Source organism: Sphingobacterium tabacisoli, from assembly GCF_017908035.1.
Classification (GTDB): domain Bacteria; phylum Bacteroidota; class Bacteroidia; order Sphingobacteriales; family Sphingobacteriaceae; genus Sphingobacterium; species Sphingobacterium tabacisoli.
The window spans coordinates 1426846-1452448 of record NZ_JAEQMU010000001.1; the positions used below are offsets into that span (position 1 = coordinate 1426846).

At 41.5% G+C, this 25603-nt stretch carries 30 protein-coding genes; 14 read left to right on the forward strand and 16 right to left on the reverse strand.

Annotated elements, in window-relative coordinates; translation table 11 throughout:
- Positions 1-746 precede the first annotated feature (746 nt).
- The 6 genes from JKG64_RS06005 to JKG64_RS06030 all read left to right on the forward strand — a co-directional run bounded on the left by JKG64_RS06005 (position 747) and on the right by JKG64_RS06030 (position 4719).
- Positions 747-1484, forward strand: a complete 738-nt coding sequence (locus JKG64_RS06005) for an SDR family oxidoreductase (protein ID WP_210353413.1) — start codon at positions 747-749, stop codon at positions 1482-1484.
- A 21-nt stretch (positions 1485-1505) separates the two neighbouring features.
- Positions 1506-2159, forward strand: coding sequence for a DUF6766 family protein (locus JKG64_RS06010; RefSeq protein ID WP_210353414.1), 654 nt, complete (start codon positions 1506-1508; stop codon positions 2157-2159).
- A gap of 41 nt (positions 2160-2200) precedes the next feature.
- Positions 2201-2566: a hypothetical protein gene (locus JKG64_RS06015; RefSeq protein WP_210353415.1), complete on the forward strand. Its 366-nt coding sequence runs from the start codon at positions 2201-2203 to the stop codon at positions 2564-2566.
- Between the two features lie 65 nt (positions 2567-2631).
- A complete protein-coding gene (locus JKG64_RS06020; protein WP_021072064.1) occupies positions 2632-3369 on the forward strand; it encodes a DUF6036 family nucleotidyltransferase in 738 nt (245 codons plus the stop codon).
- Positions 3370-3376: 7 nt separating this feature from the next.
- Positions 3377-4111, forward strand: coding sequence for a metallophosphoesterase family protein (locus JKG64_RS06025; protein WP_210353416.1), 735 nt, complete (start codon positions 3377-3379; stop codon positions 4109-4111).
- Between the two features lie 47 nt (positions 4112-4158).
- On the forward strand, positions 4159-4719 hold the full coding sequence (locus JKG64_RS06030; RefSeq protein WP_210353417.1) for a type 1 glutamine amidotransferase domain-containing protein: 561 nt from the start codon (positions 4159-4161) through the stop codon (positions 4717-4719).
- A gap of 64 nt (positions 4720-4783) precedes the next feature.
- Here JKG64_RS06030 and JKG64_RS06035 read toward each other — a convergent pair whose 3' ends face one another.
- The 9 genes from JKG64_RS06035 to JKG64_RS06075 all read right to left on the reverse strand — a co-directional run bounded on the left by JKG64_RS06035 (position 4784) and on the right by JKG64_RS06075 (position 10232).
- On the reverse strand, positions 4784-4948 hold the full coding sequence (locus JKG64_RS06035; RefSeq protein WP_210353418.1) for a hypothetical protein: 165 nt from the start codon (positions 4946-4948) through the stop codon (positions 4784-4786).
- A 172-nt stretch (positions 4949-5120) separates the two neighbouring features.
- Complete coding sequence (locus JKG64_RS06040) at positions 5121-5276, reverse strand: hypothetical protein (RefSeq protein ID WP_210353419.1); 156 nt, start codon at positions 5274-5276, stop codon at positions 5121-5123.
- Between the two features lie 90 nt (positions 5277-5366).
- The gene (locus JKG64_RS06045; protein ID WP_210353420.1) at positions 5367-5771 is read right to left on the reverse strand and encodes a DUF5675 family protein; all 405 of its coding nucleotides are present in this window, start codon (positions 5769-5771) and stop codon (positions 5367-5369) included.
- 134 nt (positions 5772-5905) lie between these two features.
- Entirely contained in the window at positions 5906-6547 is a 642-nt protein-coding gene (locus tag JKG64_RS06050) for a DUF6266 family protein (protein ID WP_210353421.1), read from the reverse strand.
- Positions 6548-6965: 418 nt separating this feature from the next.
- The gene (locus JKG64_RS06055; protein WP_210353422.1) at positions 6966-7256 is read right to left on the reverse strand and encodes a helix-turn-helix domain-containing protein; all 291 of its coding nucleotides are present in this window, start codon (positions 7254-7256) and stop codon (positions 6966-6968) included.
- Between the two features lie 64 nt (positions 7257-7320).
- Positions 7321-8061, reverse strand: a complete 741-nt coding sequence (locus tag JKG64_RS06060) for a LytR/AlgR family response regulator transcription factor (protein WP_210353423.1) — start codon at positions 8059-8061, stop codon at positions 7321-7323.
- A complete protein-coding gene (locus JKG64_RS06065) occupies positions 8024-9082 on the reverse strand; it encodes a LytS family sensor histidine kinase (RefSeq protein WP_210353424.1) in 1059 nt (352 codons plus the stop codon). The genes JKG64_RS06060 and JKG64_RS06065 overlap by 38 nt, the downstream gene beginning before the upstream one ends.
- Before the next feature lie 33 nt (positions 9083-9115).
- Positions 9116-10006 (reverse strand): lysophospholipid acyltransferase family protein, encoded by an 891-nt coding sequence (locus JKG64_RS06070; protein ID WP_210353425.1) that lies wholly within the window; start codon positions 10004-10006, stop codon positions 9116-9118.
- An 85-nt stretch (positions 10007-10091) separates the two neighbouring features.
- Positions 10092-10232, reverse strand: coding sequence for a hypothetical protein (locus JKG64_RS06075; protein ID WP_210353426.1), 141 nt, complete (start codon positions 10230-10232; stop codon positions 10092-10094).
- A gap of 297 nt (positions 10233-10529) precedes the next feature.
- Here JKG64_RS06075 and JKG64_RS06080 point away from each other — a divergent pair, with 297 nt between their 5' ends.
- The 3 genes from JKG64_RS06080 to JKG64_RS06090 all read left to right on the forward strand — a co-directional run bounded on the left by JKG64_RS06080 (position 10530) and on the right by JKG64_RS06090 (position 13085).
- Positions 10530-11507 (forward strand): helix-turn-helix domain-containing protein, encoded by a 978-nt coding sequence (locus JKG64_RS06080; RefSeq protein WP_210353427.1) that lies wholly within the window; start codon positions 10530-10532, stop codon positions 11505-11507.
- Positions 11508-11518: 11 nt separating this feature from the next.
- A complete protein-coding gene (locus JKG64_RS06085) occupies positions 11519-12412 on the forward strand; it encodes a hypothetical protein (protein WP_210353428.1) in 894 nt (297 codons plus the stop codon).
- Between the two features lie 280 nt (positions 12413-12692).
- Complete coding sequence (locus JKG64_RS06090) at positions 12693-13085, forward strand: hypothetical protein (protein ID WP_210353429.1); 393 nt, start codon at positions 12693-12695, stop codon at positions 13083-13085.
- Between the two features lie 43 nt (positions 13086-13128).
- Here JKG64_RS06090 and JKG64_RS06095 read toward each other — a convergent pair whose 3' ends face one another.
- The 3 genes from JKG64_RS06095 to JKG64_RS06105 are packed head-to-tail and all read right to left on the reverse strand — an operon-like array spanning position 13129 to position 19087.
- Positions 13129-14382 (reverse strand): hypothetical protein, encoded by a 1254-nt coding sequence (locus tag JKG64_RS06095; RefSeq protein WP_210353430.1) that lies wholly within the window; start codon positions 14380-14382, stop codon positions 13129-13131.
- Entirely contained in the window at positions 14382-15743 is a 1362-nt protein-coding gene (locus JKG64_RS06100) for a RagB/SusD family nutrient uptake outer membrane protein (RefSeq protein ID WP_210353432.1), read from the reverse strand. The genes JKG64_RS06095 and JKG64_RS06100 overlap by 1 nt, the downstream gene beginning before the upstream one ends.
- Before the next feature lie 20 nt (positions 15744-15763).
- The gene (locus tag JKG64_RS06105) at positions 15764-19087 is read right to left on the reverse strand and encodes a SusC/RagA family TonB-linked outer membrane protein (protein WP_210353433.1); all 3324 of its coding nucleotides are present in this window, start codon (positions 19085-19087) and stop codon (positions 15764-15766) included.
- Positions 19088-19741: 654 nt separating this feature from the next.
- Here JKG64_RS06105 and JKG64_RS23315 point away from each other — a divergent pair.
- From JKG64_RS23315 to JKG64_RS06120, 3 genes are all read left to right on the forward strand, one after another.
- The gene (locus JKG64_RS23315; protein ID WP_380893211.1) at positions 19742-19963 is read left to right on the forward strand and encodes a helix-turn-helix domain-containing protein; all 222 of its coding nucleotides are present in this window, start codon (positions 19742-19744) and stop codon (positions 19961-19963) included.
- A 53-nt stretch (positions 19964-20016) separates the two neighbouring features.
- Positions 20017-20559, forward strand: coding sequence for a CbrC family protein (locus JKG64_RS06115; protein WP_210353435.1), 543 nt, complete (start codon positions 20017-20019; stop codon positions 20557-20559).
- 249 nt (positions 20560-20808) lie between these two features.
- Positions 20809-21375 (forward strand): DUF6624 domain-containing protein, encoded by a 567-nt coding sequence (locus JKG64_RS06120; RefSeq protein ID WP_210353437.1) that lies wholly within the window; start codon positions 20809-20811, stop codon positions 21373-21375.
- A 68-nt stretch (positions 21376-21443) separates the two neighbouring features.
- On the opposite strand, the gene JKG64_RS23160 is transcribed toward JKG64_RS06120, so the two are convergent.
- From JKG64_RS23160 to JKG64_RS23320, 4 genes are all read right to left on the reverse strand, one after another.
- Positions 21444-21566, reverse strand: a complete 123-nt coding sequence (locus JKG64_RS23160; RefSeq protein WP_262897755.1) for a hypothetical protein — start codon at positions 21564-21566, stop codon at positions 21444-21446.
- Between the two features lie 39 nt (positions 21567-21605).
- Positions 21606-22073, reverse strand: a complete 468-nt coding sequence (locus tag JKG64_RS06125) for a hypothetical protein (protein WP_210353439.1) — start codon at positions 22071-22073, stop codon at positions 21606-21608.
- A 72-nt stretch (positions 22074-22145) separates the two neighbouring features.
- The gene (locus JKG64_RS06130) at positions 22146-23180 is read right to left on the reverse strand and encodes an acyl carrier protein (RefSeq protein ID WP_210353440.1); all 1035 of its coding nucleotides are present in this window, start codon (positions 23178-23180) and stop codon (positions 22146-22148) included.
- Positions 23181-23282: 102 nt separating this feature from the next.
- Complete coding sequence (locus JKG64_RS23320) at positions 23283-23603, reverse strand: DUF1016 N-terminal domain-containing protein (protein ID WP_210354309.1); 321 nt, start codon at positions 23601-23603, stop codon at positions 23283-23285.
- A 110-nt stretch (positions 23604-23713) separates the two neighbouring features.
- Here JKG64_RS23320 and JKG64_RS06140 point away from each other — a divergent pair, with 110 nt between their 5' ends.
- Entirely contained in the window at positions 23714-24409 is a 696-nt protein-coding gene (locus JKG64_RS06140) for a carboxylesterase family protein (protein WP_210353441.1), read from the forward strand.
- Between the two features lie 32 nt (positions 24410-24441).
- Complete coding sequence (locus tag JKG64_RS06145) at positions 24442-25461, forward strand: PDDEXK nuclease domain-containing protein (protein ID WP_210353442.1); 1020 nt, start codon at positions 24442-24444, stop codon at positions 25459-25461.
- The last annotated feature ends 142 nt before the right edge of the window (positions 25462-25603 follow it).

Genomic DNA, 25603 nt, shown 5'->3' on the forward strand with positions numbered 1-25603 from the left:
GTATTTAGTTTTGTATAGACTACTGTTTTTCAATTCTTTCTTTATCCTTAAGTTTCTGTACTAATCTCCGTATTTCCCTTCTCATTTTCAGTATATAATCTGACAACCAAAACATTATCTAAACGTTCATACAGCACATATTTAAAACTGGACGAGATGAAAAACCAAGCATTCGAGCAGCCAAGTCTGTTCTTAAGCCACAACACAGTTATATCTCTACTATGACGAACCTTTCTATCGCAGCACAAGTAAGTAAATCGCATTTAATAAATGGCGAATATCATAGACTCTATCAGGACGATCTAGGGGGATACGATTACACGCTCTTTCGGACACCTTCTGAAATTTTATTGGAAGTAAATCTTCGGAATGGCAGGCTGCTCTTAGCCCGGCTGTCAGAACTTTCTGATCCCTCGAGTACAACAATCCACTGCAAAAGCCTAGAATCTCATAGGCTTGACTTAGAGATTGAATGTAGCATAGGCCTGATACCACTACCTACCTCTAGACGACACGAGCAACTATTGCTACATGGGTTACCCCTATCTAGAAATCGACCGCAAAGATCAGCAGGTAAAGATACAGGTGCTCGGCAGCTCGGATTAAAGCTATATAGTGCAACTGTACGGAATGAAAAGCAATGCCTGTACCATTACTTTAAAAGATGGATCACACTACGATCTAACAAAAGATAACAATAGCCTGAAAATAAAAGGCGCACAAGAAATCACTATAAAATGGAAATCATGAACAGACAAACGACTAAAAGGGTATTCCTGACGGGCGGTACTGCCGGGATAGGCCGCGCCACCGCATTACAATTGGCCGCCAAAGGCTACTATGTATTTATAATCGGCCGCAGTGCCGACAAGCTGGAAGATTTTCTGAAGGACGCAGCAGCTCAAGACCTACGCCACAATATTGGCTATCTCCTGCAGGATCTCACTGACCAAGAGGCATTAGAACGCTTGCTTCCCGAGGTCTGGTCATCACATGGACCTTTTGATGTACTGATCAACAATGCGGCGCTGGGATTTGCAGGAGTATACGGTGTCGAAATCAATCAACTGTCATATATGACAAAAACAAACATGGACGCCTACCTCCTTCTATCCGGATTTTTTGCCCAACAGATGGCAGAATCCAATATTGCAGGAGATATTATCAATATCGGTTCGATGAGTGCAGATAGCCGGGAAGGAAAAAGCAGTGGCTATGTAGCGACCAAAGCAGGCATACAGGGGTTTACAGAAGCACTGCGAAAAGAACTCAACCCCAAAAACATTCGCGTATCTCTTATTGAACCTGGTGCCGTGGGAACCGATATGCAGCCCTCCTCTCCTGAAGAACAGCGCGAACTGGAAGAAAAACTGGAAATGCTGAAAGCAGAAGATATCGCCGAGGCGATAGACTTTGTACTGGGCCAGGACCGACGAGTCTCTATCGTATCCATGCAAATAAAAGCCCTGCGGCAATTTATTTAATTCACCTTATAACGATGTACCATGAAACACCCTTTTTTATACCGTAACAGTCTATCCATCGTCTTTTTGGTGCTATTTGCTTTTGCCCTGTTAGCACAGGCTTACTTTGGATGGAAAGAGCAGCAGGAGACTTATCAAGAACATGGCGAATATCTTGCGCTGAGTTCTTACCTGCGCAGTGGCCATTTCGTTGCAGCTACTTTTGAAAATTTTCAAAGTGAGTTTCTACAGATGGCGCTTTATGTAGTCCTGACTATTTTCTTACGGCAGGTCGGGTCGGCCGAATCCAAGAGCCTGGACGAAAAAGAAGAAGTGGACAGAGAGCCTGTAAATCGCCCAGATGCGCCCTCTGCCGTAAAAAAGGGCGGGTGGCGCCTCGCCATCTATAAGCACTCCCTATCACTCGCCTTTTTGATTCTATTTATCTGTTCATGGATCGGTCATCTGTACGGTAGCTATCACAGTTTGTTGGAAGAGAACCGATTGGAAGGAAAAGCCCCTATTGCTATGCGCAAGTTTTTAATGGAACCCCAATTTTGGTTCGAGACTTTTCAGAATTGGCAAAGCGAATTTCTCTCCGTAGCCTCCATTGTTATTTTATCCATTTACTTACGACAAAAAGGGTCTCCAGAATCAAAGCCTGTTGATAGCCCGCATATGGAAACCGGAAAATAAATTAAACCACTATGGATATCTGATATATAAAAAACACAGCCATGAAAATGATAAACAAAATGCAAGGATATTATTACTTTCTTAGTGGTATCTGGCCCCTAATCCATTTAGAGAGTTTTATTAACATTACAGGGTATAAAAATGATATATGGCTTGTTAATATGGTCGGACTGCTAGCACTTTCTATAGGCATTACACTTTTAATTCGCCCATTTCATCTATTAGGATTGCTGGTCGCTTTAAGCTTTCTAGCAATAGATGTTATCTACGTTCAAAACGGCACTATAGCGACTATCTATCTTGTAGATGCCTCCGTTCAACTCGTCTTCATTGCTGGATTCGTGTTTTTATATTACAAGCGTATTTTAAGCCACCTGCGAAGGCATAACAGCATCCCTCTAGATTAAGGTTTATAGGACTAAGACAACGAAAATGGTTTATAGGTGTTCATTCTTTAAAAACACGATATTGCATGACAGAGAGCGAAAGATTAGAAGCAACATCCTTTTATAAAGATGTATTGCTATTGCTCCATGAGAGCGAATATGACTATATGCTAGGGGGTGCATTTGCAATGTACCACTATGCGGGCATCTACCGTGATACAAAAGATCTGGATATCTTTTGCAAAAGCAGTGAGTACCCAAAAATCCTCAAACTATTTGAGCAGGCAGGCTATCAGATAGAACTGACAGATGTCCGTTGGCTGGCCAAAGTCTTTAAAGGTTCCTATTTTATCGACATCATATTCGATAGCGTCAACCACATCTGCACTGTTGAAGACAGTTGGTATGAGCGTGCTATGGAAGGCCACTTTTCAGATATCCCTGTCCGCTTCATCCCTGTGGAGGAGCTGATCTGGTGCAAAATGTATGTTCAGAACCGCGAGCGTTATGATAATGCCGATATCAATCATATCCTGTTGAGATACGGGAAGCAGCTCGATTGGGACCATCTACTATATCGTCTGGACGGACATTGGCATCTGTTACTGGCAGCTCTCTTGATATTCCAGTTTGTGTATCCTTCCGATTATCGGGATATCATTCCAAAAAGGATATTTGATGAATTGCTCGGCCGTGCCCAGGAACAATACGACCTTCCACCGCCCTTAGAAAAAGTATGCCGGGGTCCGCTTATCGATCAGACCCAGTACCAGGTGGATATCAAAGAATGGGATTACAAGTCCTATACCATTACTACAATCTAATTTTACTATGGAAAGAACCAAGAAAAGAGTAGCCGCTATGGCCGATATTCACGTCAAAACCAGCGATCGCGGTATATGGAAAGACACCTTTGAGCAACTAAATACAGAAGCCGATGTACTGATCATCTGTGGCGACCTTACTGACACAGGCGATGAGGATGAAGCCCGGGTGTTGGGTGAAGCTTTACATGGTCTGCATATCCCTGTAATAGGCGTATTAGGCAACCATGATTTTGAAAAAGGCCGTCAGAAAATTATTAAGCAGATCCTTAGCGAGCATAAGATGACGCTCCTCGACGGCGAATTTACCGTTGCCAGCGATATAGGCTTTGCAGGCACCAAGGGCTTCGGCGGAGGATTCGATCAATTTATGCTGTCGATATTCGGTGAAGATATGATGAAAGAATTTGTCCATGAAGCTGTAAACGAATCCCTACAGCTCGACCGTGCGCTGACACGACTAGAACAAGAACATCCCGATTTGCCCAAAGTAGCCCTTTTACATTATGCGCCGATAAAAAACACCGTCAAAGGAGAACCCGAGCAATTATATCCCTTTCTCGGCTCCTCCCACCTTGCAGAAGCACTTAACAGGCGACAGGTCACTGTAGCCTTTCATGGTCATGCGCATGGGGGAACCATCTTTGGTCAGACATCAAGTAATATCCCTGTTTATAATGTAGCACTACCGTTGCTCAGAACCGAGCATCCAGGCACCTCCTATATGATCGTGGAGGTATAAAGAAAGAGAACACACATGAATTTTTTAAAAATAAAATAAGAAAAGTTATGGCACAATTAACAGACAAAAAAATAGCGATCTTGGTCGCAGATGGTTTTGAAGAAGTAGAATTGACAAGTCCCAAAGAAGCCTTGGAGCAAGCAGGTGCCAAGGTAGAAATAGTATCCCTAAAACCCGGGAGTGTACGGGCCAAAGAAGGACTAGAATGGACGAATGATTATAAAGTGGATCTTAGTATAGATAGCGCATCGGTCGAAGCATACGATGGACTAATGCTTCCGGGTGGCGTGATCAGTCCAGATACGCTACGTACCAATGAACAGGCCTTAGCTTTTGTAACATCCTTTTTCAGTAGTCATAAGCCGGTTGCCGCAATATGCCATGGGCCTCAGGTGTTAATCAATGCTGAAGTGGTAAAAGGCCGGAAAATGACATCCGTTGAAGCGATAAAACTCGATCTTATCCACGCTGGAGCACAGTGGGAAGACACTGAAGTCATTGTAGACCAAGGATTGGTAACCAGCCGCACCCCAAAAGATCTCCCCGCCTTTAATCGAAAAATGATCGAAGAGTTTGCAGAAGGCAAACACAGTGGGCAACATGCCTAAAGGTTAAACGCGTCCTTGATTAAAAGGACGCGTTCTGTTTTTAGCTAACGCTGCTATTAATTTGTTACTGCCTTCGTCTCCTGTCCAGCAACTGCGACATCAGATAGCTCACCAGCGTACCCAGCGCCGCCATAACTACCGTCTGCAGTAGGTCTCCAAGCGTAACCGACGCCCAGATACTACATAAAGTACCGCCTAAGGTACCTGCACGTATTTCGTTTGTTTTCATATATTTTTATGTTAACCTGTTATCCTGTTATCTTGTTATCAAGAGGTCTAGTTAACTCGATAACTGGTTCACTGGATAACTGTCTTCACCATCCTCACTATTCTTAAAACAGACTGCTTTCCCGAAGTAAATTCGGGACAAGCACCCCTACGCTCGAAGTGACGTGAGTTATCTATTCGTCTTCCTTCTTCTCACTCGTCATTGCCTCCAACACCCCCAACCCTACAGCCACGTATTTGATAATATGTAGCGCCTTTCCCGGCAGCTTGATCGGAGCCAGCAGCAACACCTGTACCGCCTGGCTTATTTTCTTGATGATTTTATTCATTTTAAATTTTAGGTTATGAAGGTTAGTCCCGACAAAGTCGGAGTTATGAAGGTTATAACTCATCACTCCCTAACCTTGTAACCTTTTAACCTACTTTATAACCAAATAAACCTCTCCTCCCATATCCCACAACCCATACACCAGTGCTTTCAGTTCGCTCAGTGCCTTTCGGCTTTCGGTTCCAGTACCTTCTCCTGTCAGCTTGGTTACTGGGGCTATACAGCCCAGTAGCTCCCGAGAGGCATCATTGGCGGCGTGGATCAGAATCGCTTCCCGTCCCAGTACATTCGGTATGCCGATCTGCTCCCCGTGCTTGGTATAGGTGCGCTTGACCAGCTTGTAGCGTCCCGTAGGGATACAGCTCATGCGCTGCATGTTATTACGCCAGGGCAATTCGATGGTATGACAGATCTGCTTGCCTTTGAATGTTATTGTTCCATTTGTTCCCCGCTCTCCATATTTCCGTTGGAGATGTAGGGTGTGTTGATTTTTCATTTCTATTTCAGGTTATGGAGGTCATAAAAGCTATAACTTCCATAACCTCCCATACCAAGAATCAAATTTGACCAGCGTAAGCCTAGGAAATTTTCGCAGGAAAAGGGTTCAGCTTACACGGTCAATTTGGTTCACTAACTCACTTCAATCTCCCCTAGATATTGACTACTGGAAGTTGCAACTCCATCGCGGTGGATATTGAAGCTCCAGCCCACGATCGTCTTGCTCACATAACTCGCCGGCAGTGTGATTTCCAGCGTTGCATCTGCACGTGTCAATCCTTCATAAACCGAGAAGAAGTTTTCATCCACATTGTACAGTAGCACCACCACCTCATCATCTGCAAAGGCATTGAATCGATTGACCTGCGACTCCCAGTTGATCGTCAACTGTTGTGGGGCCGATTCTTCCATCGTCAATCCCATTAGCGGAGCCAGGCTACCACTGGCGATACGCACCACCGAATAATCCACCGTCAGTGCCGGATAAGTCCCTTGGATCGCATTGCCGATAAAATGCTGAAAGGCTACATTATACCCCAGCCGACCACGCTGTTTACTATCCGAGAAGCCAATCTTTAGGATATCCTTTATAGACTTGAGAAAATTGGTCGCCATCCGGAAACGCGTCCGTTGGATGATCTGGTCTTCCGATGCTGGTTTTGAACTCTTCTTGGGAAGTGAGCGGATATAATCTATGCCCCGCCATGAACTTCCGACCACATTACCTACTTTACCCGTGTAGGCACCTGTGATTCCTTTTAAAAATCTTGCCATGATATTCTTATTTACTTTTTACTGTGGCGCTGCAGGCAGCCACGGATACCGATATCATTGGTACAAATCTAGTCCAGGACTAAGCAGAAAAACGTAGAATGGCGCCATTTGACACCATTTGACCATAGCCTACGCCATATGGCGTCAGACTGCTTCCCGACAGAACAGCTTAGAATGGCCTTCAAGGCACATTATTCCTTCTGCAACGTCTCTCAACTCGCGTATTCTATACCTTTAAGGCAAAGAACAGGCAAGCGATAAGCAACGGATAGGCAACCAATAAGCAGAGAACAGGTAAAGGAAAGGCAAAGGAATAGCACAGCATCCCCGTGCCATCCCCAGAGAATAACCTACAAAAGCATTTACTAAATCCTATAAAATCAAGCAAAAAGTAAAAGTATACATAAAAGAAAAGGGCCTATAAAAGCCCTTTATTGATACTGCGCCGGATAGCATCCTGCAGATCTTCCTCCCGGTAGAGATGCCTGTTGCCAAACTCAATAGGCCTCAGCACCCCACTTTTGACCCATCTGTTGTAGGTCCGCTCCGATATCCCAAGTCTGCCAATAACCGCCATCCGCGTCATCAGCTGACCTATATCAAGCGCTAGCATCTCGGACATGGCGTCCGTCTTGACATTACTCCGGCGTTTTAGTAGCCTTAGGATAGCTTTCAATACCGCCAGAATTTCCATTAATTGTTTCCTCATTTCCATCAGAATTGTGATACCATGAAATGTAGGACAGCCCTTACCCAAATATCATAAGCACGCACTAACTCCAACGCTGCCTATACTGTTCCAGTGCATGTCTAAATCCTTTATTGTACTCCTGCGATATAGGCAGCGGACTCTTACTATGAGCACCTGTCAGGTGCACCTTCTTTCCTTCGATCTTCTCTACCCTGTCCAATGCCACCAAAAAGCTAAAATGAGACCTACTAAAGCGGTCTACAGGCAGTTGAGCATCAAACTCGCGGAGCGATATCTTAAACTCAAACTCCTCCTGAGCCGTATACACCGTCACCACATTATTGCTCACCTGTGCGTAATAGATATCCGCAACCTGCAGCATGACCTCCCGTCCCGAGACATCGATCAGCTCCAGTTTTACGATATCCCTACGCTCCCGTTCTTCCTTCCGATCTGCCTCTTCCGCAGCATCTTTCAGGATGCGCTCCAAAGCTTTAAAACTAATCGTCTTTCCGATATATTTGTAGATACCCACTTCATGTGCATCAAATACATATCCCGAAGTGGAACTACAGGCTATTGTAAGCGGAGGCCTATTGATCATCCCCAAAAATCTTACCCCATCCAGATCTGTACGACCAAAATCCATATCCAAAAAGAGTATATCCACCTCATTATCCTTCAGATACAAAAAGGCCTCTTCCAGATCAGACAACACCATCGGCTTTGCAATAAAAGGTAGATCATGCAGCATATCTAGAATATAATGCAACGTCTCCGGCTTATCATCCAAAAGCAGGACTTGATAACTTAATTTTTTCATTATTGTCCCAATTTAGATGTAAAGTCAGTTTATATCGTCCCTCCGTCTGTTCGGTATGATACCTCAGTTTATAGCCCGTTCCTAGCAGCCGTGACTCCAAAAGCTCGAAACCAACACCTCCTTCTTTCTGCTCCTTTGGACTCCACCAGTTCGTGCAGATCAATATCACCTCTTCTGTATCCATTTTCAACTGATAATCCACCGGATATACGGCTGATATTAATGCATGCTTTAAGCAATTTTCCAGTGGAAACAGTAAGATACCCCATGGTACCAAGCAATACTCCCCTGTAGCAATATCGCAGTCTACCTGCAATGAATCAGGTCCGTAATATTCTTTCCATAGCCTGACGAAGCACTCCAGGAGGTCCAGCTCCTCTTCCCAGCTATGCTGCACATGAGGCTCCTCGATACGCATCAAATACCCCAAAAACTGAATGATATCCCTTTTAACCTGCTTATTGTTTGAATCCGTCTCGACGAGCATACGACCGAAGCCTGTCACAAATATCGTCCCCAAAAAGTGTGAATTATGCTTTACCCCTAGCATACGCTGATGGTAGGCATTCAGTTTATTGATCAGTCGCCGGCTGAGCCACCGATTCTCCCAGTAATATAGAAAAAACACAAAACCTATAGCCAACGCGTTCGCAAACAGATATCCCCGCCACACCTCATGATGAAACGCCGCTTCATTCGGTGGTACCGATTCATCAAACAGCACGATAGACAACTTAGGAAGCAATCCATAGACCATTCCATGCACCACAGATAAAAGCGTAGCACCTACTGTAAGATAGATCAGCGTCCATACCACTTTACCAAGCCAGCTCCCTTTGCTGAAATACCAAAACACCAAAGACAATGCGCAGAAATACAAAATATAGAGTGCAGAAACCGCACCGATATGTATTACAGGGATATGTATATCCGTATAGCGTTGATTAAGCGACCATAAAATCAAAAAAATAAGAATAAATAAGGTCGCACTAGTGGTTAGTATTATCTTCAAAACATTCATAATGAAGTGGGTTCGAATCCCTAATTTAACAAATTATTTCCTAAGAGTATCCGAACCATACGAAAAACAATAACGTATACGATCAAAAAGCCCTGGGTACCCCTTTAAACAGAGTGGAATCAAAGCCTCCCGATCCAGATCTATTTCCTTCCTATCCATATCCGTGGCCTTAAAACAGTTGAGTTGATGCAGGTAACTCCAAGATTCCCACAGCCATGGTTCTTGCCCTATCAAGTCGCCTAGATAGGCGTAAAGTTGCTGCATGGCATCCTGTATGTAGTGCTCACGGGTTGAAGCCATCAGAGGCGAGATCGCCTCTCCTACAGTCAGCTTAAACCGCTTACCTTCCTGCCGATGCGCTAAGGGTACAATTGTGCTCCGGGTCAGATAACTCAAAACCGCTATACCTTTACGCACATATAGGCTACCCTCTAAAAAACCAATCTCTACCTTGTCTGCAATACGGTCTGTCGTACCGCTATTACCATCCGCAAATACCAAAAGATGCCTTCCATCCCGTAGAGCCGTTCGCGCCTGCAATAGTACTGTCGGACTATCGCTCAACAGGAACCGATAGCTCCCTCCCCCCGACTGCATAGCACTTTGCATAGCCAATAGCTGCTCCTGCTGCGCCTCGAAAACCTTTCTGTCCAATATCATATCAAACTGTATACCCTGCGATGCCAGTATATACGGTAGCTGTGCATGGTACCCCAAGTGGAATAGGCACAGGATATACGGTTCTTTATCATACGGCATAATAGCCGACACATCCCATTGTGCTACGGTAGCCATAGCCCTCGGCCTATGGTAATGCTTATGCTGTCTATAGTACTCAGCATGTTGCTGCCAGGGGATATCCGGAAGCAACTGATGCAGATTTGCCGAAAACAGGGCAAATTCCCAATTATTTAATTCATCCATTCTATTACTGATAACGTCTAGTTCATTAAAAGAGCGGGCATGATATGCCCGCCCGCTTTGAGTAAGTGGCAGCTATAACAAGCGCCTAGATAGTCTTGATGGGACAGCGCTCTCCTTCCGCCTCCTCCTCACCAAGCAGTGGCGAGAGCTGACTCCAGAGCAGTAAACCACTACCTTCTCTACATTGCTCCTTGCGCCATAGCTGTTGATCCTTTTTTAATTTCATTTCTAAAGTATCTACGGTTTGACCATACGTTCTTCACCGGGGTGTACCGTCCAGGTGAGGAACGTCTATTAACTCCTAAATGGATCCAATGGTCACAAATCTGGGAGAAACTCCGCAACTCTGGGAATAAAAATGTACATCGTATACCACGGTAAGGATTACAACAGTGATAGGGTATGTAACTCAACATTCATCCATAAAGTACGGATTACAACGGAAAAAGTACGATGTACATCTTAAGTGTACTTTTACAAAACATATTTCCTAATATCGCCCTAGTAACCAAATCCATATACTATGGAACGGACTTATGAACTTTTATTGGGCGAGGGCTGTGCCGGTCTGCCTCCGCCACCTTATAGCCCTGGCCAGCATATACGCCATGCCCATTGCCGGCACTGGCTTATCGCTACAGGTTGCATCGCAGAGCAGGTATTTGATGGCCGCTATGCCTACCTGTATCATTACGAATACTGGATCGACCAAGAGACCGTAATACCGATACGTGCACACAAGGGAGATCTGCATCTCATCTATGCCCTAGCGACAACAGGGATCATAGTCAGTGGCATCCATCGGTATGAGTTACAGGCCGCACAGGGTGCATACCTGTATCTTCCTATCGGAATCTATGAAATAAAGCTACAGGCAGGCCATCATATATTGGTCGGTTTTATCATTGATGCCGGGATTTTCAGACCACCAGCTGACAGACAATTCGCTTTCCTAGCACCGCTTATTCAGGCCAAAAAGACTTCCGAAAACACGCCTATTATCCCTATAGGATTCTATATTGCAACAACTATAATCTATTATATAAAGATTCTATTCAGCAAACTCAATCCCCATACGCTGGACAATGAATATATCCTATTACAGCACCTCATCTTCCTGATCCATCTGACCCGGTTCAAGCTGACCGGAGACAGCGGTACTAATGATCAGCAAGACTTAGCGCTACGTACACATCAGCTATTGCGGCACCTCGTCGTACAGCAAGGTGCACAAGCCAAGGTAAAGGATCTTTCTTCCCTATTAGGGCTTGGATTAAGGCAGTTACGCCAACTATACAAAGCCCGATACCACATTACACTCCGGACGTACCGGAACCAACTCCTACTCGAAGTCATCAATGACATCCTGCCCCAGAACGAAAAACTAATTCAATCGGCAGAACAGGCCGGATTCAGCGGTATAAGTGAGATGAACCGATTTATCCGAAAGCAGACGGGCCTTACGGCATCCGGCTTAAAGAATCAATTAATGGACAAGTAACAGGATCAATCATGGAAAAACCACCTAAATTACATCGGCTACCGAGCCAGCAGGTATACCACATCCTCCAGCAGGTCTATCAGGCCCTTCCTGGACTGGTAGAACGCATTGCCCCACAGGGCTGGCAGGACACCACCTATCATAGGCATATGATGCAGGATCGCTGGGAGATCCATCAGGATTTTATTCAGGGGCTACCAAAAGATGAACAACCTGGGTGTGATACAGCATACCTTGATGCTGATGACGATAATCCCTTTACCCTTGAAAATTATTTTTGCTGCACATTCCCCCCTATGGACAATTACCCTATGGAAACCTTCTATATCATCGCTTCACATCTGATGGATATCACCAGTGGATCGGTACTCCTCGGGACCGACACCTCCAAGATCTTTTATATAGCTGAAGAGACGGTACATGAGGCATTGGTTGAGGTTGCTTACCAGCATCAGGAAATAGACGACATGGTGCGCGATATGCACGCCTGCATTTTCACAGCCCCCCCCTTACAGGGTATAGATGCCATATATGCCTACGAATGTCTATTCGCTATACTGCACCAGATGGGGTATCACCTCCGGTATGTGGATACTGATATTCTCTATATCGCCGAGTTGCAGGAGATCTATGAGGACATCCGCTATACCGAGATCAACAGTGCTGCGAAAACAGAGAAAATGCAACAGATACAATCCGACATCCAGTATGTGATCAATAGCAATATACCACGAAGCTACCGGCCAGATATTGACCTATTCGACCTGGAAGCCATCGTAAGATTGCTAAACACCTATAAAGTAGACCTCATCGTATTATCCTATCTGCATATCTACGACGCCTTTCCTAGGGGATATCCCTGTGTAGCCAGTGATTACTGTGGCGAAGATGAGCAATGGGATTAGCGTCTCAAAACAGCGCTAGAACTGGAATATCCCTTTTGGCCTATCGAAATATACACATCGGCCTAACGGTCGCCCGGCCTAAAGATCGACCTTAGCATCATGAACCTCCATATCAGTATACGATGCTGATCGGCACCTGGGCACAAGGCCTGTCTGGGGAAAGGGCGTGTCGGCCAAAAGACACCTATGATTATCCCTAGATAGCGCTTAGGCAACGTACAGAAAAATAAGCTAGCAACAGGATAGCAATACAATAGAAAAAAAACAAAAAGACATCATCATGAAATCTATCATGATCCTGCTTACAGCCATACTAGGTTTGGGTGTAACAGCGTGGGCTTTGAACGATAACAAAGCAATTGACGCCAAAGAGGTAGCAAATAACACTACCCTGACTTACGAACTATGGGATTTTGTTGGAGCAGCAAACCCTGCTGATAATGATCCGACGGATCCAGAGCAATATGTACAAGCCGATCCAAACAAAAGCTGTTTGGGTGGTTCTAAGGTATGTCAGATCTATGCACCGGCAGATCCAAGTGCAGTAGGCACAGCGAGACCTGACATGCTGGAAGATGCATTTGGCCACACAGGTACGACAGTAGAACAACGTATCAATGCAGTGTTCCCAACCAACTCTACAAATGAAACCTTATTATCCTATCAGAATTAAGGTTCAAAAGCCCCCAAAGCATTTTTTACTTTGGGGTGCTTCTCTAAAACAAACGAATTATTAGACATTTAGCCAATTTCACTTCTTCTGTCATTGTGAGTCCCTTACTTTCCAACGATTCTTTAATGCGTTCAAAGCTGAAATCTTCCCTTGTAATGTCAAACATCTTCCAATTTATCGCCTTGCGTTGAATCATACTTTCATTGAAAACAGGTCTTGCTCCGTATTTACTGTTGTAAAATTTTAAAAAATCATTTATGGTACTATTGTCCTTGTTCTGTTCTTTAGGGTCAAAGATTATCCTAGCTAAAGGCTTGTTCTTGATTACCCAAACAGTTCTCTCTCTATTTTCCATTTGTACATCTATACCAAAAGCATCGCTGAAAGCAGCAATCAATCCGCTGTCAAGCTTTATTTTCCAATTTTCTGAATAGGTCTCTATACAAAATTTTCTATTGTACAGCCAGGCTAGCTGGTCATCCCAGGTCATCGCATTGCCCAATAGATCTTCTACGATGATCCAGGATGGTTCTATCTGTTCATCCTGACCGAGCAGGGAATACAGGCTTTTAAAAATAGTAAGTACATCTAGATTCATAGCAAGTATCCTTGAAGGCATGCTTGCTCCTTCTGGATATGTTCTAAAAGTTGGCATTACACCCTCAATCTGATCCGTTAATGTAACAGATTTTAACACCTCAGGAATATGACCGGAGTCGAGCTGCAAATTGCTGACGACCGACAGTGGCTGTGTATAATCATAGGGAAAATCATTTTTTCGGGCCAGCATCAGTCTTTCACCTTTACTAAAACGGTTCATATATTCTTCCTTTACCTCGGTATGATGTGTAAGATGCCTAAGTACTCTCTCCGCATCCAGCCAGACTATATGTGGTTGCGTAGCATGCTCAAATAAGGTGTGCAACAGTGTATCCTCATAAATGATCGGCACATTCAACTGCTTAAATAGATCTTTTCGGCCAAAGAATTTTTTGACTTCATCCAGAGATTGATTCGTCACAAAGTATGCATTAAGGTCTTCACGAAGACTGGGTAAGGCTTCATTCATGTGATTATAAGCTTTAATACAGGGCGGACAATAGGTTGTACCAAAATCCAAGATTAACGGCATTCCATCTTTCTTTAACATCCGTGTTTCTTGTTTGCCATTATGCCACACCTTCACTTTAACTTCTTCTAGTGTATCTCCTATTTTCAGGGCATTTCGGGACTGCGCCCAGACAGGTCCATATCCTATACTCAAGGTTAGAACGATATAAATTAAGTACTTCATCATTATCTTTGATTTTGTGTTATTCCTGAGAAGTGGATTACATCCTGTGGAATGAGGTAGACAAATCTTGGATCTTTGGGTGGTAAAGTAAATGTTTCTCCCGCAAGGGTACGGGTCAATGCCTTAGCAAATCTACTATCCAAATTAAGACGCCGAATATCGGTCCAACGCACACCTCTAAAGACTAGTTCTTTTCTTCTCTCATCGAAAACCCTCTTTAAAGCTTCATCCTTATCATGGATTGATAATGGGACAAAGCTATTCTTGTCCCATCTTTTCTTTAGTAAGTCATTCAGTACATCTACCCCCTCCTTGACCTTATTGGCACCCACTAAAGCTTCTGCAAGGATGAGGTATAATTCTGCTGTTGTAAGACCAACAAAATGACTCCCGGAAATAGTGCCGTCGTAAGAACCTTTAAAGGTGAAATAACCATCTTTTGCAGGAGTAATGAAAGCCCTCCTACGCAAATCACCATCTTCATATAAATCTATAAGTTCCGGATTAACATAAGAAATAGTAGGGTTAAGTATCTGCATAAAAGCTGTGGTCGAATGGTACAGTACTTCTTTATTGAACCGCTCAAAAGGCATCCGATCATCAACCTTAATGGTGTTATAATCCATGAGGTCGTCTTTAGTTTGCAATGCTTCTCTAGAAAATCGCAATGCATTATCATAATCTGACATTGCTAGATAAACTCGAGCTAAAAGAGCTAAACCTGCAGTTCGATTGGGTCTGGTAACATGAATCTCTGACTTAGACAATAGCTCTGTAGCTTCAGTCAAATCCGAGACTATCTGTGCGTAAGTTTCTCCCACTGTAGCACGCACACTCCCAACATTCAAGTCCGAATGCACCCGTAATGGAATACCCAAACTTGAATTATCCGAATCAGGTATATATATGGGACAGTATACCTGAGCCAGATTATAAAAACACCAGGATCGCAAAAACAGGGCTTCACCTCGTAATCGATTCTTGTCGTTCTCTGTTCCCTCTACTTTTGGCAAATACTCTAATACCGTATTTGCAATAAGCACAATCTCATAACTCTTGGACCACTCATTTGCCACATTGATCAACTGATAGTCCATATCAGCTTTCCAACCATAATTGAGACGCTCAAACTCTGTTAAGCTATTAAACCCAGACTCACTTAACACATAATCATCTGCCCCCATTTCTAACAGACTAGGCATAACTGAAATATTTATTTTACCAGTTGCTTTCATTAATGCTTCTAAATCCTGTATGGTAGTAGGTACGGTGAGTGATTTAAGCATTTTTTCATCCAAAAAGCGTTCACAAGATATCATCATAACGGCTACGATAACATGACAATAGCATAAGACTTTTTTCATATCAGTATTCTTTTAATGATTTATAAATTTACTTTCAATCCCAAACTGAATGTTCTAACAGGTGGACTGTATTCATACTCAGGATCAATTCCTGTACTAGTCTTTGCCCATAATATCCCTAGATTATTGGCCAAAGCGAATACCTGCCAACGGATTTTCCGTTGCGAAAAGCCAGATGAAAAACTATAGCCTAACCGCAGATCTGTAAACCGAACGCAATCCGCAGGCTCGATATTAGCCTCTGAACGTGCGTAGAAGGTATCTCTATTTGCATCGGCAGGATATACCATTGAAGGCACAGTAGTGTTCGATTCATCTCCCGCTTTTTGCCATCGATCATAATAATCAGAATGGGAAGCCCAGTTGTTAAAAAGACCACTGTATCCTATGCTCTGTTTCTGAAAATAATGCCCAAACTTGAATGCTAAATTGAATGACAACTCTAGACTTTTATAAGACAGCGTATTTCGTAACATACCGTGATATGGGGATAGACCTGAGCCGTGATATTTTAAGTATTGTAACGAATCTCGCATCATCTGACTGTAGTTCTTAGAAATATCGCCTTTATAATATCCCTGAGGATCACCATTTGTAGGATCTAAACCTGCGTATCGATAACTAAAAACAGGATAAAATGTCTTGTCTTTTAAAGGAGTAAGTTTTGATCCGGAACCCGTCACATAGGTACTCGTCGCGCCAACATTACCGTAAAACTTCGTTACGATATCTTTTACATAGGAAAGTGAAAATGATCCGATCCAAGACCAATTAGCTTTTTTCACCTGACTACTTAAAGAAAGGTCTATTCCGCGGCCTTTTAGCTCCGCTACGTTTCTATTTACAGTTATAAACCCAGTCGTAGGATCTATCGGATTGCCCGAAATCAAATCTGTTGATAGTTTATTGAAGTATTCCAAAGAACCGGACAGCTTTCTATTCCACAATGAAAACTCTAACGACATATTTGTCATACGTACATCTTCCCATTTCAGCTCTAGGTTGGGTAGGTTAGCGATCAATGCATAAGGGGCGCCTGTATATTGTGCATTAGGCAAATAGGTCAACGTAGTTTCTGTATGAGCACCACCTGCTATATTGCCACTGTGGCCGTAAGTCAAGCGAAATTTGAGCAAATCCAACCAGGGTATTTCTTTAAACAGCTTATTTTCAGAAATCGTCCACATTGCTCCTGTTGACCAGAGCGGATTCCATCGGTCATTGGTACGTACTCCAAATAGATTCGATGCATCTTTACGCATCGATGCTGTAATGGTAAATTGCCGACCTATATCGTATCCTGCATTGAGATACATGGATATAAATCGGGTCGTCATGCCTCCGAAACCTCCATATGCTGGTATGCGTGCCCTACCACCAATCCCTGCAAACATCGGGTAGGTATTGACATAGTCAACCTGTTGATGCGTTAATATATCAGTATTATAGCCGTATGTCCGAAAAGAGGCACTTTCACTCTGTTTATTGGAAAACTCTGCCCCTGCAAAGAGATGGAGATAATGGTCCTCAAAAAACTGTCTATCGATAGCCAATTGTCCCCGCAATCTATGACTATGCATACGACTGCTATTCCGATCCATAATCGCCCCCTTAGGGATCGGATAATTCATAACCCCATTAGAAATCTGTGTAAATCTATTAACTAGACTACGGGTAAAGTAAGAGTTTTCGGTATAAAGGTCTTCTAGATCGGACAGTTCCTGCTCGTAACCGTACTGTACAGTTAGTTTAGACCAGTCAAAAATATCATAATCCATTTGAAAACCAAGATTGGTATATCGTGACTTGGTATTGCTAATAGCCTCTTTTATATCATCTACGGGTCTAAAATGCCAGTCCATCAAAGCTCCGTTCCCAACGCTATCCACAAAATGGATATTATAATCTCTCGGTATGGCTAGACTTTCGCCGCTATCACTAACCAATCTAGCATAGGGATACATTGAAGATTTGCCTCCCATTGGATTCAACGGATACAATGATGCAGATCTGACTTGTTTTCGCTCACTATTTGCTAATAACACGTTAAGTCCGATGTTTAATTTCGAAAATGGGCGGATATTATTTGTCCATTTTAAGCTATAACGATCTGCAGACGCTCCTTTTATTTCTCCATCCTCTTTGTTTATACCTCCAGACAAACTGTATCTGTACTTATCAGAACCACCTGCCATGGATAGATTATACTGCTGGTTTTTCTTTGTCTGATATACATACTTTTCAAGATCATTTCGGTAGTCATAAGTACGCAATAGGTTTATTTTCTGTTCTCCGATTTCGGAGCTTAAGGATCCTTTCTCCACAGCATATAACAACTCAACAACGGGCGAAAAGACATACAATCGCGAATTTGCATTGTTATATGTATTATCGTAATGCCTTTTTTCAAAAAGCATCCTTTCAATATCTATGAAATCAGAAGAGGAAATAGTGGGGTAGCGAAACAGATTCACTCTTTCAGACAACGAACTACTTGTCGAAAAAGATAGCTGTGGTCGTCCATACTTCCCTCCCTTTGATGTGATCACAATCACACCGTTTCCGGCCCGCGCACCCCAGATCGAAGTTGCCGCAGCGTCCCGAAGTAATGTAACGGAAGCTATATCATCCGGATTTATATTATTAATATCTCCTTCAAACGGAAAATTATCCAATACAATTAAAGGAGAAGAAGCTGAGCTCATTGTATTGATCCCTCTAATGTGCAATTGGGGAGAACTTCCTCTATTATCAAACAATAGACCTGGCGCAACACCATCCAATCTATTTAGGATATTTGTTACTACTCTAGAGTTTATCAGAGCGCTGTCAATATGTACAAAGCTTCCCGTAGCTCGCTCCTTTGCTAGCTTTTGATATCCGGTTGATACGACTTCGACTTCTTCAATCTGTTTTTCACCAGTCTGTAGGGCGATATTCAATAATGTAGCTGTATTCTCATAGGCAACCCGTTGCTCCTTGTATCCGATATGTTTTATAGTTAATACCCCTGTAGGCTTGTCTACGCTGATCGTAAACCTCCCCTCCTTATCCGTGCGCGCATGCTTCTTCTCTATTGTGACGGATACCCCTTCGATAGCTTGCCCATCGTTAGCCGAGCGCACCTCGCCACGAAGTACAAATTGAATTAGGCCATTGGCCTCCTGCCCGTAAGCAGGAGAAACCAAAAAGCCAATACACAACACACAGAAAATCATAAACACCACGTCACTGCGAGACCGCCCAAGCGGGAGAAGCAGTCTATATCTATTATTTTGCATTTTCGAGCAGGAATAGTCCCACCACTTTGGGCAGTTCTCTCCCACCCCTAAAAAATCTCTCATTTTTAAAGTAAATTTTAGCAACCTAGATGATACACCAGTTCCGGTCATCGTTACTAGTCACTAGTCACTGGTTCAATAAAAAATTAACTGAATGAAATCGCGGAAATGCCTTTGCGGTCTATAATTGGGATCTTAGGTTTTAATTGGCAAATACAACGATCTAAGTCATCCTAAATGACTAAGCATCCGAAGCTACTCCGGGGCCGAAATAATGTTTTGTTGTAATTGTTTTTTTGTTTCCATTTTTAGCTTTGTTTACCAAAGCCTCATCGAAGAGAATTGTCCCCCTAAAGGGCCAGACCTATCTTGTTAAGCCAAACGAGCCCGGGTAGGAATCCGGGGAGAACTAAACAAGGTTTAATTCTCAGAAGCAAAAACAAGAAGGTCTGGTACCCACGATTAAAATCATGGGGTATCTTTACCAGACGCTCACTTGTCCTCTTAGCTTCTAACTGAATTCCTACGTTCGTTCGGCTTTTATGAGGCAACTTTAAAGTGAGCACCTAAATATAATCTATATGGTGCATCAAATTTATCTAATCATACCAAATAATAAAACTTAATAAATCAAATATAAGAACAATAATCAGAAAAGTCAACATATATGTTGACTTTTCTGATTGCCTTTTTTTCGAAATTGACACAATGGAAGAAATGTCGAGTTCTGAGTTTAAAATAAAATTAGGTGAAAGAATTCTTAAATTGAGAAGTTCACTTGATTTGTCCCAAGAACAGTTAGCCCATTCAATCGGAAAAGACAAACAATTCATAAACAGATATGAAGTTCATGGAGCCAATCCTACTGCATTCACCTTAGTAAAACTAGCGAAAGCTTTAAAGGTGACCACCTGCGAGCTGCTAGATTTTTCAGAATAAAAGATCTTTATAGTTTGATATAAAGACACGAACGCACTTCACAAAATATAAAGATGGAACTACCAAAATTTAAATATAGCCCAAACGCATATAGACTTGACCTTTTTGAAAATGTTGAAGGTGTTTGCTCTATATGTAACGAAAAGAGACAAATTAAATATACTGGTTCATTCTATAGTATGGAAAGCCCTGAATACATTTGCCCTTGGTGTATAGCAAATGGGAAAGCATCTGAAAAACACAATGGAGATTTTAACGATTATTGTGGAATTGAAGGTGTTTCGCCTGACCCAAACGACCCTGAACCAAGTATTAAAAAAGAACACTTAATTGAAATTACAAACAGAACACCAAGTTATACTTCTTGGCAGCAAGAAGTATGGTTGACTCATTGTAATGAGCCTTGTGCTTTTATTGGATATGCGGACAGTAAATTAATCGAACCATTTTTAGACGAACTTAAAGATGATATTGAAAATTCGGGCATTCCAACAGAGTACATAACAAAAGGACTTACAAAAGACAGCGACTTAGGGGCTTACTTATTTCAATGTTTAGAATGCGGAAAACATAGACTTCACGTTGACTTTACGTAAAAAATACTGCCGCTAAGAAGGTATTTCCCCCTTGATGGCGCGAGATTGTAGCTCGTGTCTATACAGTTCTTATAATTAAGCATGGAGCAGTATATTCACAATAAACCCCCTGACATGAGATTCTCCCCAAAAACTAGGAAACATCATACAATAAACCCTTCCTGACGCAACGGTTATATTTAACTAAATACCTTTGGGATAGTTATTGCGTATTAAATACCTTTATATTACATTTCAATTTTTCATTCTATGTTATACCAGGAGATAGCTACGCAATTAATTCAATTAGCTAAAAATGATTTAGCCGTAAGAGAACAACTGCTTAGTCAAGGTAAACTCTCTGAAGGATATAATCCAGAAATGGAAGCAGTTCACAAAAGCAATACTCAAGCATTAAAAACGATTATTAAACATATAGGTTATCCCACAATAAGTAAAGTCGGGCATGAAGCAAGTGAGGCGGCATGGCTTATTATACAACATTCTATCGGAGATCCTGATTTTATGATCCATTGCTATATCGTAATGTTAGAAAATAAGGATGATATTTCTTACGAAAACATAGCTTATCTACATGACCGAATCTTAATGTATCAAAGTAAGCCTCAAAAATACGGAACCCAAATGATCAGTATAGATACACCTTACCCTGTTGAAAATATTGCCAATTTAAATAAGTATCGCATAGAAATAGGTTTACCACCACTAAGTGAAGCTCAAATTAAAAACATCCCCCCTATCCAAGACATTGAAACTATAGATAACGAAAACCCTATTTATAATGAATGGAGAAAAAAAACAGGGTGGATTAAATAACATAATTACACCTCCACAAGGTAGGACAACAGCCTATCAAACAACACTTTAAACCCTACTCTCTCCTATTACTTGACAGGCACCATCATCTGATAATCGGGTAGCTTCAGTAGCTCTTCTATCCGAGCCCCTTGCAGATCGATGCCTACCAGAGATTTATAGAAACCCAAAAACACCGCGATGTACCCCATGTGCACGCGAGCGCAATGTCCTTAAATCAAACTTAGCTCTTATATAGGCCTAAAATCCATTATCTCACCATAGGGCATATTCATAATCTGAAAAATATACATCTTACGAGATTTATCTAACATATGTAATGTGTTTAAATAGATGTCCCATTCCCCAATCATCCAATTTATAAAAGCAAAATCATCATTCAAATATTCACTATAGCTTACATTCATTGAATCACCAAATTTTTTGAAAAACACATCAAACTGACTATGACTGAGCTCCAATATTATATATAGGCAGTATTGACCGTGAATGTTTTCGTATATGTATACATCGTCAACTTTAAGATCATATAATCTTATGTCAATATCTTTATTTTTCAAAGTCCAGTTATGATTCAGTAACTCCAGATGGTGGTTACTTATAAACTTTTCATACTTAGTTAAATCCTCATAAACAAAGTATTTTTCTTTGAAATCAGTTAAACTGGATTTATCAAATAGTACGGATTCTAAATTCATTCTTGATTTTGGTAAGTATTGAGCAAAAGCTAAATATACAGAAAGTAAAATATGTAAACAGTAGCAGGTCATTTAGCAATCGAGGGGATTAGTATAATGACTTCTTATTTCGTTTTTAAAAATAATATTAGGGCTTTTCGAGCCACTATAACCTGCCGTACCTTTGTGCCCAGCCATGTAAATTGATATTTGTGCTCTAAAATATTGAATGATGGTCTCGTCATTTACCATTGTTACTGCATGTCTAAAATTCGAATATACCATATTCCTCCCAAATTCTGTAGCCTTAGCGGCAATAGTGGCTGCTTTTCCTGCAGATAGTAGAGTTGTTGTCCCATTCGCATTAGTATAATATAACGGCAATCCAAATACAATATTATCCACATAAATAGTTTTGGCAGCAATCACATGATTACCTACGCTCGACACCCAAACAACTCTTAAATACGCTCTATTAAGACCTGCTTCTTGCCAATTTGCGCTGGTCGTTTGTGTAAAAGAAAAACTTTCACAATCTGTATCAAGAACTCTTTCAGCCTCCTCTTCTGTCAAATCAAAGAAAACATCATCGTCTCCATCATCTGGAGGACCGCCCACAGAACCTCCAGTCCCCCCATTTCCTCCACTACCTCCAGAACCTCCAGTTCCCCCACTTCCCCCACTACCTCCAGGACCTCCACTACCTCCAGAACCTCCACCAACTATCGTTACTGGTTCTATTAATCTTCCGTTAACTGCATCTATAGCATTTTGTATTGTACGTATTTCCTCAGCTAATTCATCTGAGATTTCTATATCAAATTCTTTTTCTAGAAAGATTATAAATTCAATAAAATCTAATTCATCAAATCCTAAATCATCGAATAAATTAGATTCTCCTTTAATTGCTGACTCATCAATTCCTTTATTTTCTGAAACATAACTCTCTATTAACACTGAAACAGAGCTATTTCCACCAAGCTTGGAAGAAGTGCCATATACTTCTGCTAATTTAAGATACCCCCCACTTTTTTTTTGAGTACTTGATTTTTCAAGATCCAATGATAAACTATTTTCTTTTTCACAAGAAAACAAAATAAAAACAAAAAACAATAATATATATCTCATAAAACAATATTTATCCTCAAAATTAAACAATATTTTCAATATGTAATTAAAAAAGTATAATAAAGTCCCATACTCTAAAAAAAACACATAAAATGCTAAAAATCAACAAAATACATTAAACATATTCTGAATTTCATTATGAATTTCTATGGGTAATGTTGAGAGTTCTGTATTACCAATCATTGGAAGTTCAAAATAGCCTGCAGATATTTGACGTTCTAATTCGCGTTTGCCATATCGCTCACGAATATTCAACCGAAGATAAAACTCACACTCTTCTTCGGTTTTACAACACGAAAAAATGGTACGATGATGAGTCCAACTTAGCTGAACTAAGATAGTATTCTTGATATCTTGAGGTTGAAAGTCTAATTGTGTCCCCTCTGTTGACGCGTCAATGTTTAGAATACCCGAACATAAAATAAACTTTAGCTAGACTAAGATGTGGACGTTTTAATTAAATAAGCTATTTTACACAATAAAATAAGGTCGTCAAAATAGGAATTAAATCATTCATCAAAATCTTCAGTTCCATGAACTGTCCAACAATTAGTATTTTTTCAATTATCGTTTTCTCCTTTTGCACTTCGCTTTCAATTGCCCAAGAAAAACAAAAAGTCAATTATAAACACCTAACCTATCTACCTAAAGGTTACAAAAAGGATACCTCCAAATATCCCCTCGTGATCTATCTACACGGCGGCTCACAGAAAGGAAATGATCTGGAAAAACTAAAGGTATATGGTCTCCCCTATTTAGTGGATCAAGGTAGAGAATTCGACTTTATCATGGTGGCTCCGCAATGCCCTGATGGGAAATATTGGTCTACAGAAAATTGGTTTGATCCGCTATACAATGAAGTAATATCAAAATACCGTGTCGATAAAAGCCGGGTATATGTGACTGGAATAAGTATGGGGGGCTACGGAACATATAGTGCCGCGCTGGACCATCCCGAGAAGATTGCTGCTATCGTGCCATTATGTGGTGGGGTAAATGACAGTGACACCTCTCGAATTTGTGCACTCAAAGATATTCCTATCCTTACATATCACGGAACCGCTGATGAAGATATATCCATACAAGAAACGGAAAGGATAGCTAAGGCGCTAAAAAAATGCAGGGGGAATATTATATTTAATCGACTCAAAGATGAAGGCCATGGTATCCAATACCTCTACGAGAATAATCCTGAGATCTATCAGTGGCTGCTGAAGCAAAAGAAATAACAAACGAAGACTAGGTAGCCATCTAACTAATCATGAAAGAATTTGTTCAAGAAATAAAGCTTCTACTGGATAAGGCAAGAGAAAAAGTCTATGCCGCGACTTCCTACACAATGATAGAATGCTATTGGGAAATAGGGAAAAGTATCGTAGAAAAAGAACAGCGGGGACAAGATCGAGCTACTTATGGTACGGAAATACTGCAGAATCTATCAAATGCCCTAGGAAGTGGATTCAGTACCCGGACATTGAGAGATATTCGTAAATGTTATCTGACTTTTCCTATTTGGGAAGATTTGGCACACGCGTGTGCCAAATTGGAATGGTCTCATATTCGGACTATTACAAGGGTCACTGATACTAAAGCACGAAAGTATTATCTGAAAGAAGCCGCTGAACAAAACTGGGGTGTACGGCAATTGGAACGTAATATAAATACGCTCTACTACCAACGTTTAGTATCTTCAACAAATAAACAGCCTGTCGTTGATGAAATGGTTGAAAACACAAAGGACATAAAGCCGGATAACCGAGACTTTATACGTAATCCCACAGTACTGGAGTTCCTGAACATTCCTAGTAATCGTGCCTATACGGAGAGACAACTTGAACAATCACTAATAGACAATCTCCAGCAGTTTCTATTAGAACTAGGTAAGGGGTTTGCTTTTATAGCACGTCAAAAACACATCCGTACCGAGACATCAGACTTTTTTATCGATCTAGTGTTCTACAATTATATATTGAAGTGTTTTGTGATCGTTGAGTTAAAAACAGAGAAAATCACACATCAGGATGTCGGACAGTTGGATATGTATGTCCGTATGTTTGACGATCTGGAGAGAAAAGAAGATGACAATCCGACCATAGGTCTCCTGCTCTGCACGGAAACAGATCGTACTATTGCTAAATATTCTGTATTGAACGAGAATAAGCAACTATTTGCAAGCAAATATCTAGCCTATCTCCCATCAGAGGAAGAACTAGCGGCCGAAATAGAACGGGAGAAAAATGTACTCAGAGAGCAGGGGGTAGTTTATGGCTGGGAGGAATAAAAAACTGTTTACTATTCGTTTGGTGGATCTTGACAGCTAGTTTATCCATACTTTTATCCTATATGATCCTTATAAATATAGAACCCCACGCTAGCTCACGCGTTTCGCGTGTGCCCTCGATAAATGACTTTAAATATATCAA

Excerpts from the sequence above, each read along its gene's own strand:
- JKG64_RS06140 (WP_210353441.1), top strand. The coding sequence starts at position 23,714 with ATGAACTGTCCAACAATTAGTATTTTTTCAATTATCGTTTTCTCCTTT.
- JKG64_RS06090 (WP_210353429.1), top strand. The coding sequence starts at position 12,693 with ATGAAATCTATCATGATCCTGCTTACAGCCATACTAGGTTTGGGTGTA.
- JKG64_RS06145 (WP_210353442.1), top strand. The coding sequence starts at position 24,442 with ATGAAAGAATTTGTTCAAGAAATAAAGCTTCTACTGGATAAGGCAAGA.
- JKG64_RS06095 (WP_210353430.1), bottom strand. The coding sequence starts at position 14,382 with ATGATGAAGTACTTAATTTATATCGTTCTAACCTTGAGTATAGGATAT.
- JKG64_RS06030 (WP_210353417.1), top strand. The coding sequence starts at position 4,159 with ATGGCACAATTAACAGACAAAAAAATAGCGATCTTGGTCGCAGATGGT.
- JKG64_RS06010 (WP_210353414.1), top strand. The coding sequence starts at position 1,506 with ATGAAACACCCTTTTTTATACCGTAACAGTCTATCCATCGTCTTTTTG.
- JKG64_RS06020 (WP_021072064.1), top strand. The coding sequence starts at position 2,632 with ATGACAGAGAGCGAAAGATTAGAAGCAACATCCTTTTATAAAGATGTA.
- JKG64_RS06100 (WP_210353432.1), bottom strand. The coding sequence starts at position 15,743 with ATGAAAAAAGTCTTATGCTATTGTCATGTTATCGTAGCCGTTATGATG.
- JKG64_RS06105 (WP_210353433.1), bottom strand. The coding sequence starts at position 19,087 with ATGAGAGATTTTTTAGGGGTGGGAGAGAACTGCCCAAAGTGGTGGGAC.
- JKG64_RS06080 (WP_210353427.1), top strand. The coding sequence starts at position 10,530 with ATGGAACGGACTTATGAACTTTTATTGGGCGAGGGCTGTGCCGGTCTG.
- JKG64_RS06055 (WP_210353422.1), bottom strand. The coding sequence starts at position 7,256 with ATGAGGAAACAATTAATGGAAATTCTGGCGGTATTGAAAGCTATCCTA.
- JKG64_RS23160 (WP_262897755.1), bottom strand. The coding sequence starts at position 21,566 with ATGGGGTACATCGCGGTGTTTTTGGGTTTCTATAAATCTCTGGTAGGC.
- JKG64_RS23315 (WP_380893211.1), top strand. The coding sequence starts at position 19,742 with ATGTCGAGTTCTGAGTTTAAAATAAAATTAGGTGAAAGAATTCTTAAA.
- JKG64_RS06130 (WP_210353440.1), bottom strand. The coding sequence starts at position 23,180 with ATGAGATATATATTATTGTTTTTTGTTTTTATTTTGTTTTCTTGTGAA.
- JKG64_RS06005 (WP_210353413.1), top strand. The coding sequence starts at position 747 with ATGAACAGACAAACGACTAAAAGGGTATTCCTGACGGGCGGTACTGCC.
- JKG64_RS06075 (WP_210353426.1), bottom strand. The coding sequence starts at position 10,232 with ATGAAATTAAAAAAGGATCAACAGCTATGGCGCAAGGAGCAATGTAGA.
- JKG64_RS06025 (WP_210353416.1), top strand. The coding sequence starts at position 3,377 with ATGGAAAGAACCAAGAAAAGAGTAGCCGCTATGGCCGATATTCACGTC.
- JKG64_RS06045 (WP_210353420.1), bottom strand. The coding sequence starts at position 5,771 with ATGAAAAATCAACACACCCTACATCTCCAACGGAAATATGGAGAGCGG.
- JKG64_RS06115 (WP_210353435.1), top strand. The coding sequence starts at position 20,017 with ATGGAACTACCAAAATTTAAATATAGCCCAAACGCATATAGACTTGAC.
- JKG64_RS06125 (WP_210353439.1), bottom strand. The coding sequence starts at position 22,073 with ATGAATTTAGAATCCGTACTATTTGATAAATCCAGTTTAACTGATTTC.
- JKG64_RS06035 (WP_210353418.1), bottom strand. The coding sequence starts at position 4,948 with ATGAAAACAAACGAAATACGTGCAGGTACCTTAGGCGGTACTTTATGT.
- JKG64_RS06120 (WP_210353437.1), top strand. The coding sequence starts at position 20,809 with ATGTTATACCAGGAGATAGCTACGCAATTAATTCAATTAGCTAAAAAT.
- JKG64_RS06070 (WP_210353425.1), bottom strand. The coding sequence starts at position 10,006 with ATGGATGAATTAAATAATTGGGAATTTGCCCTGTTTTCGGCAAATCTG.
- JKG64_RS06060 (WP_210353423.1), bottom strand. The coding sequence starts at position 8,061 with ATGAAAAAATTAAGTTATCAAGTCCTGCTTTTGGATGATAAGCCGGAG.
- JKG64_RS06015 (WP_210353415.1), top strand. The coding sequence starts at position 2,201 with ATGAAAATGATAAACAAAATGCAAGGATATTATTACTTTCTTAGTGGT.
- JKG64_RS06050 (WP_210353421.1), bottom strand. The coding sequence starts at position 6,547 with ATGGCAAGATTTTTAAAAGGAATCACAGGTGCCTACACGGGTAAAGTA.
- JKG64_RS06085 (WP_210353428.1), top strand. The coding sequence starts at position 11,519 with ATGGAAAAACCACCTAAATTACATCGGCTACCGAGCCAGCAGGTATAC.
- JKG64_RS06040 (WP_210353419.1), bottom strand. The coding sequence starts at position 5,276 with ATGAATAAAATCATCAAGAAAATAAGCCAGGCGGTACAGGTGTTGCTG.
- JKG64_RS06065 (WP_210353424.1), bottom strand. The coding sequence starts at position 9,082 with ATGAATGTTTTGAAGATAATACTAACCACTAGTGCGACCTTATTTATT.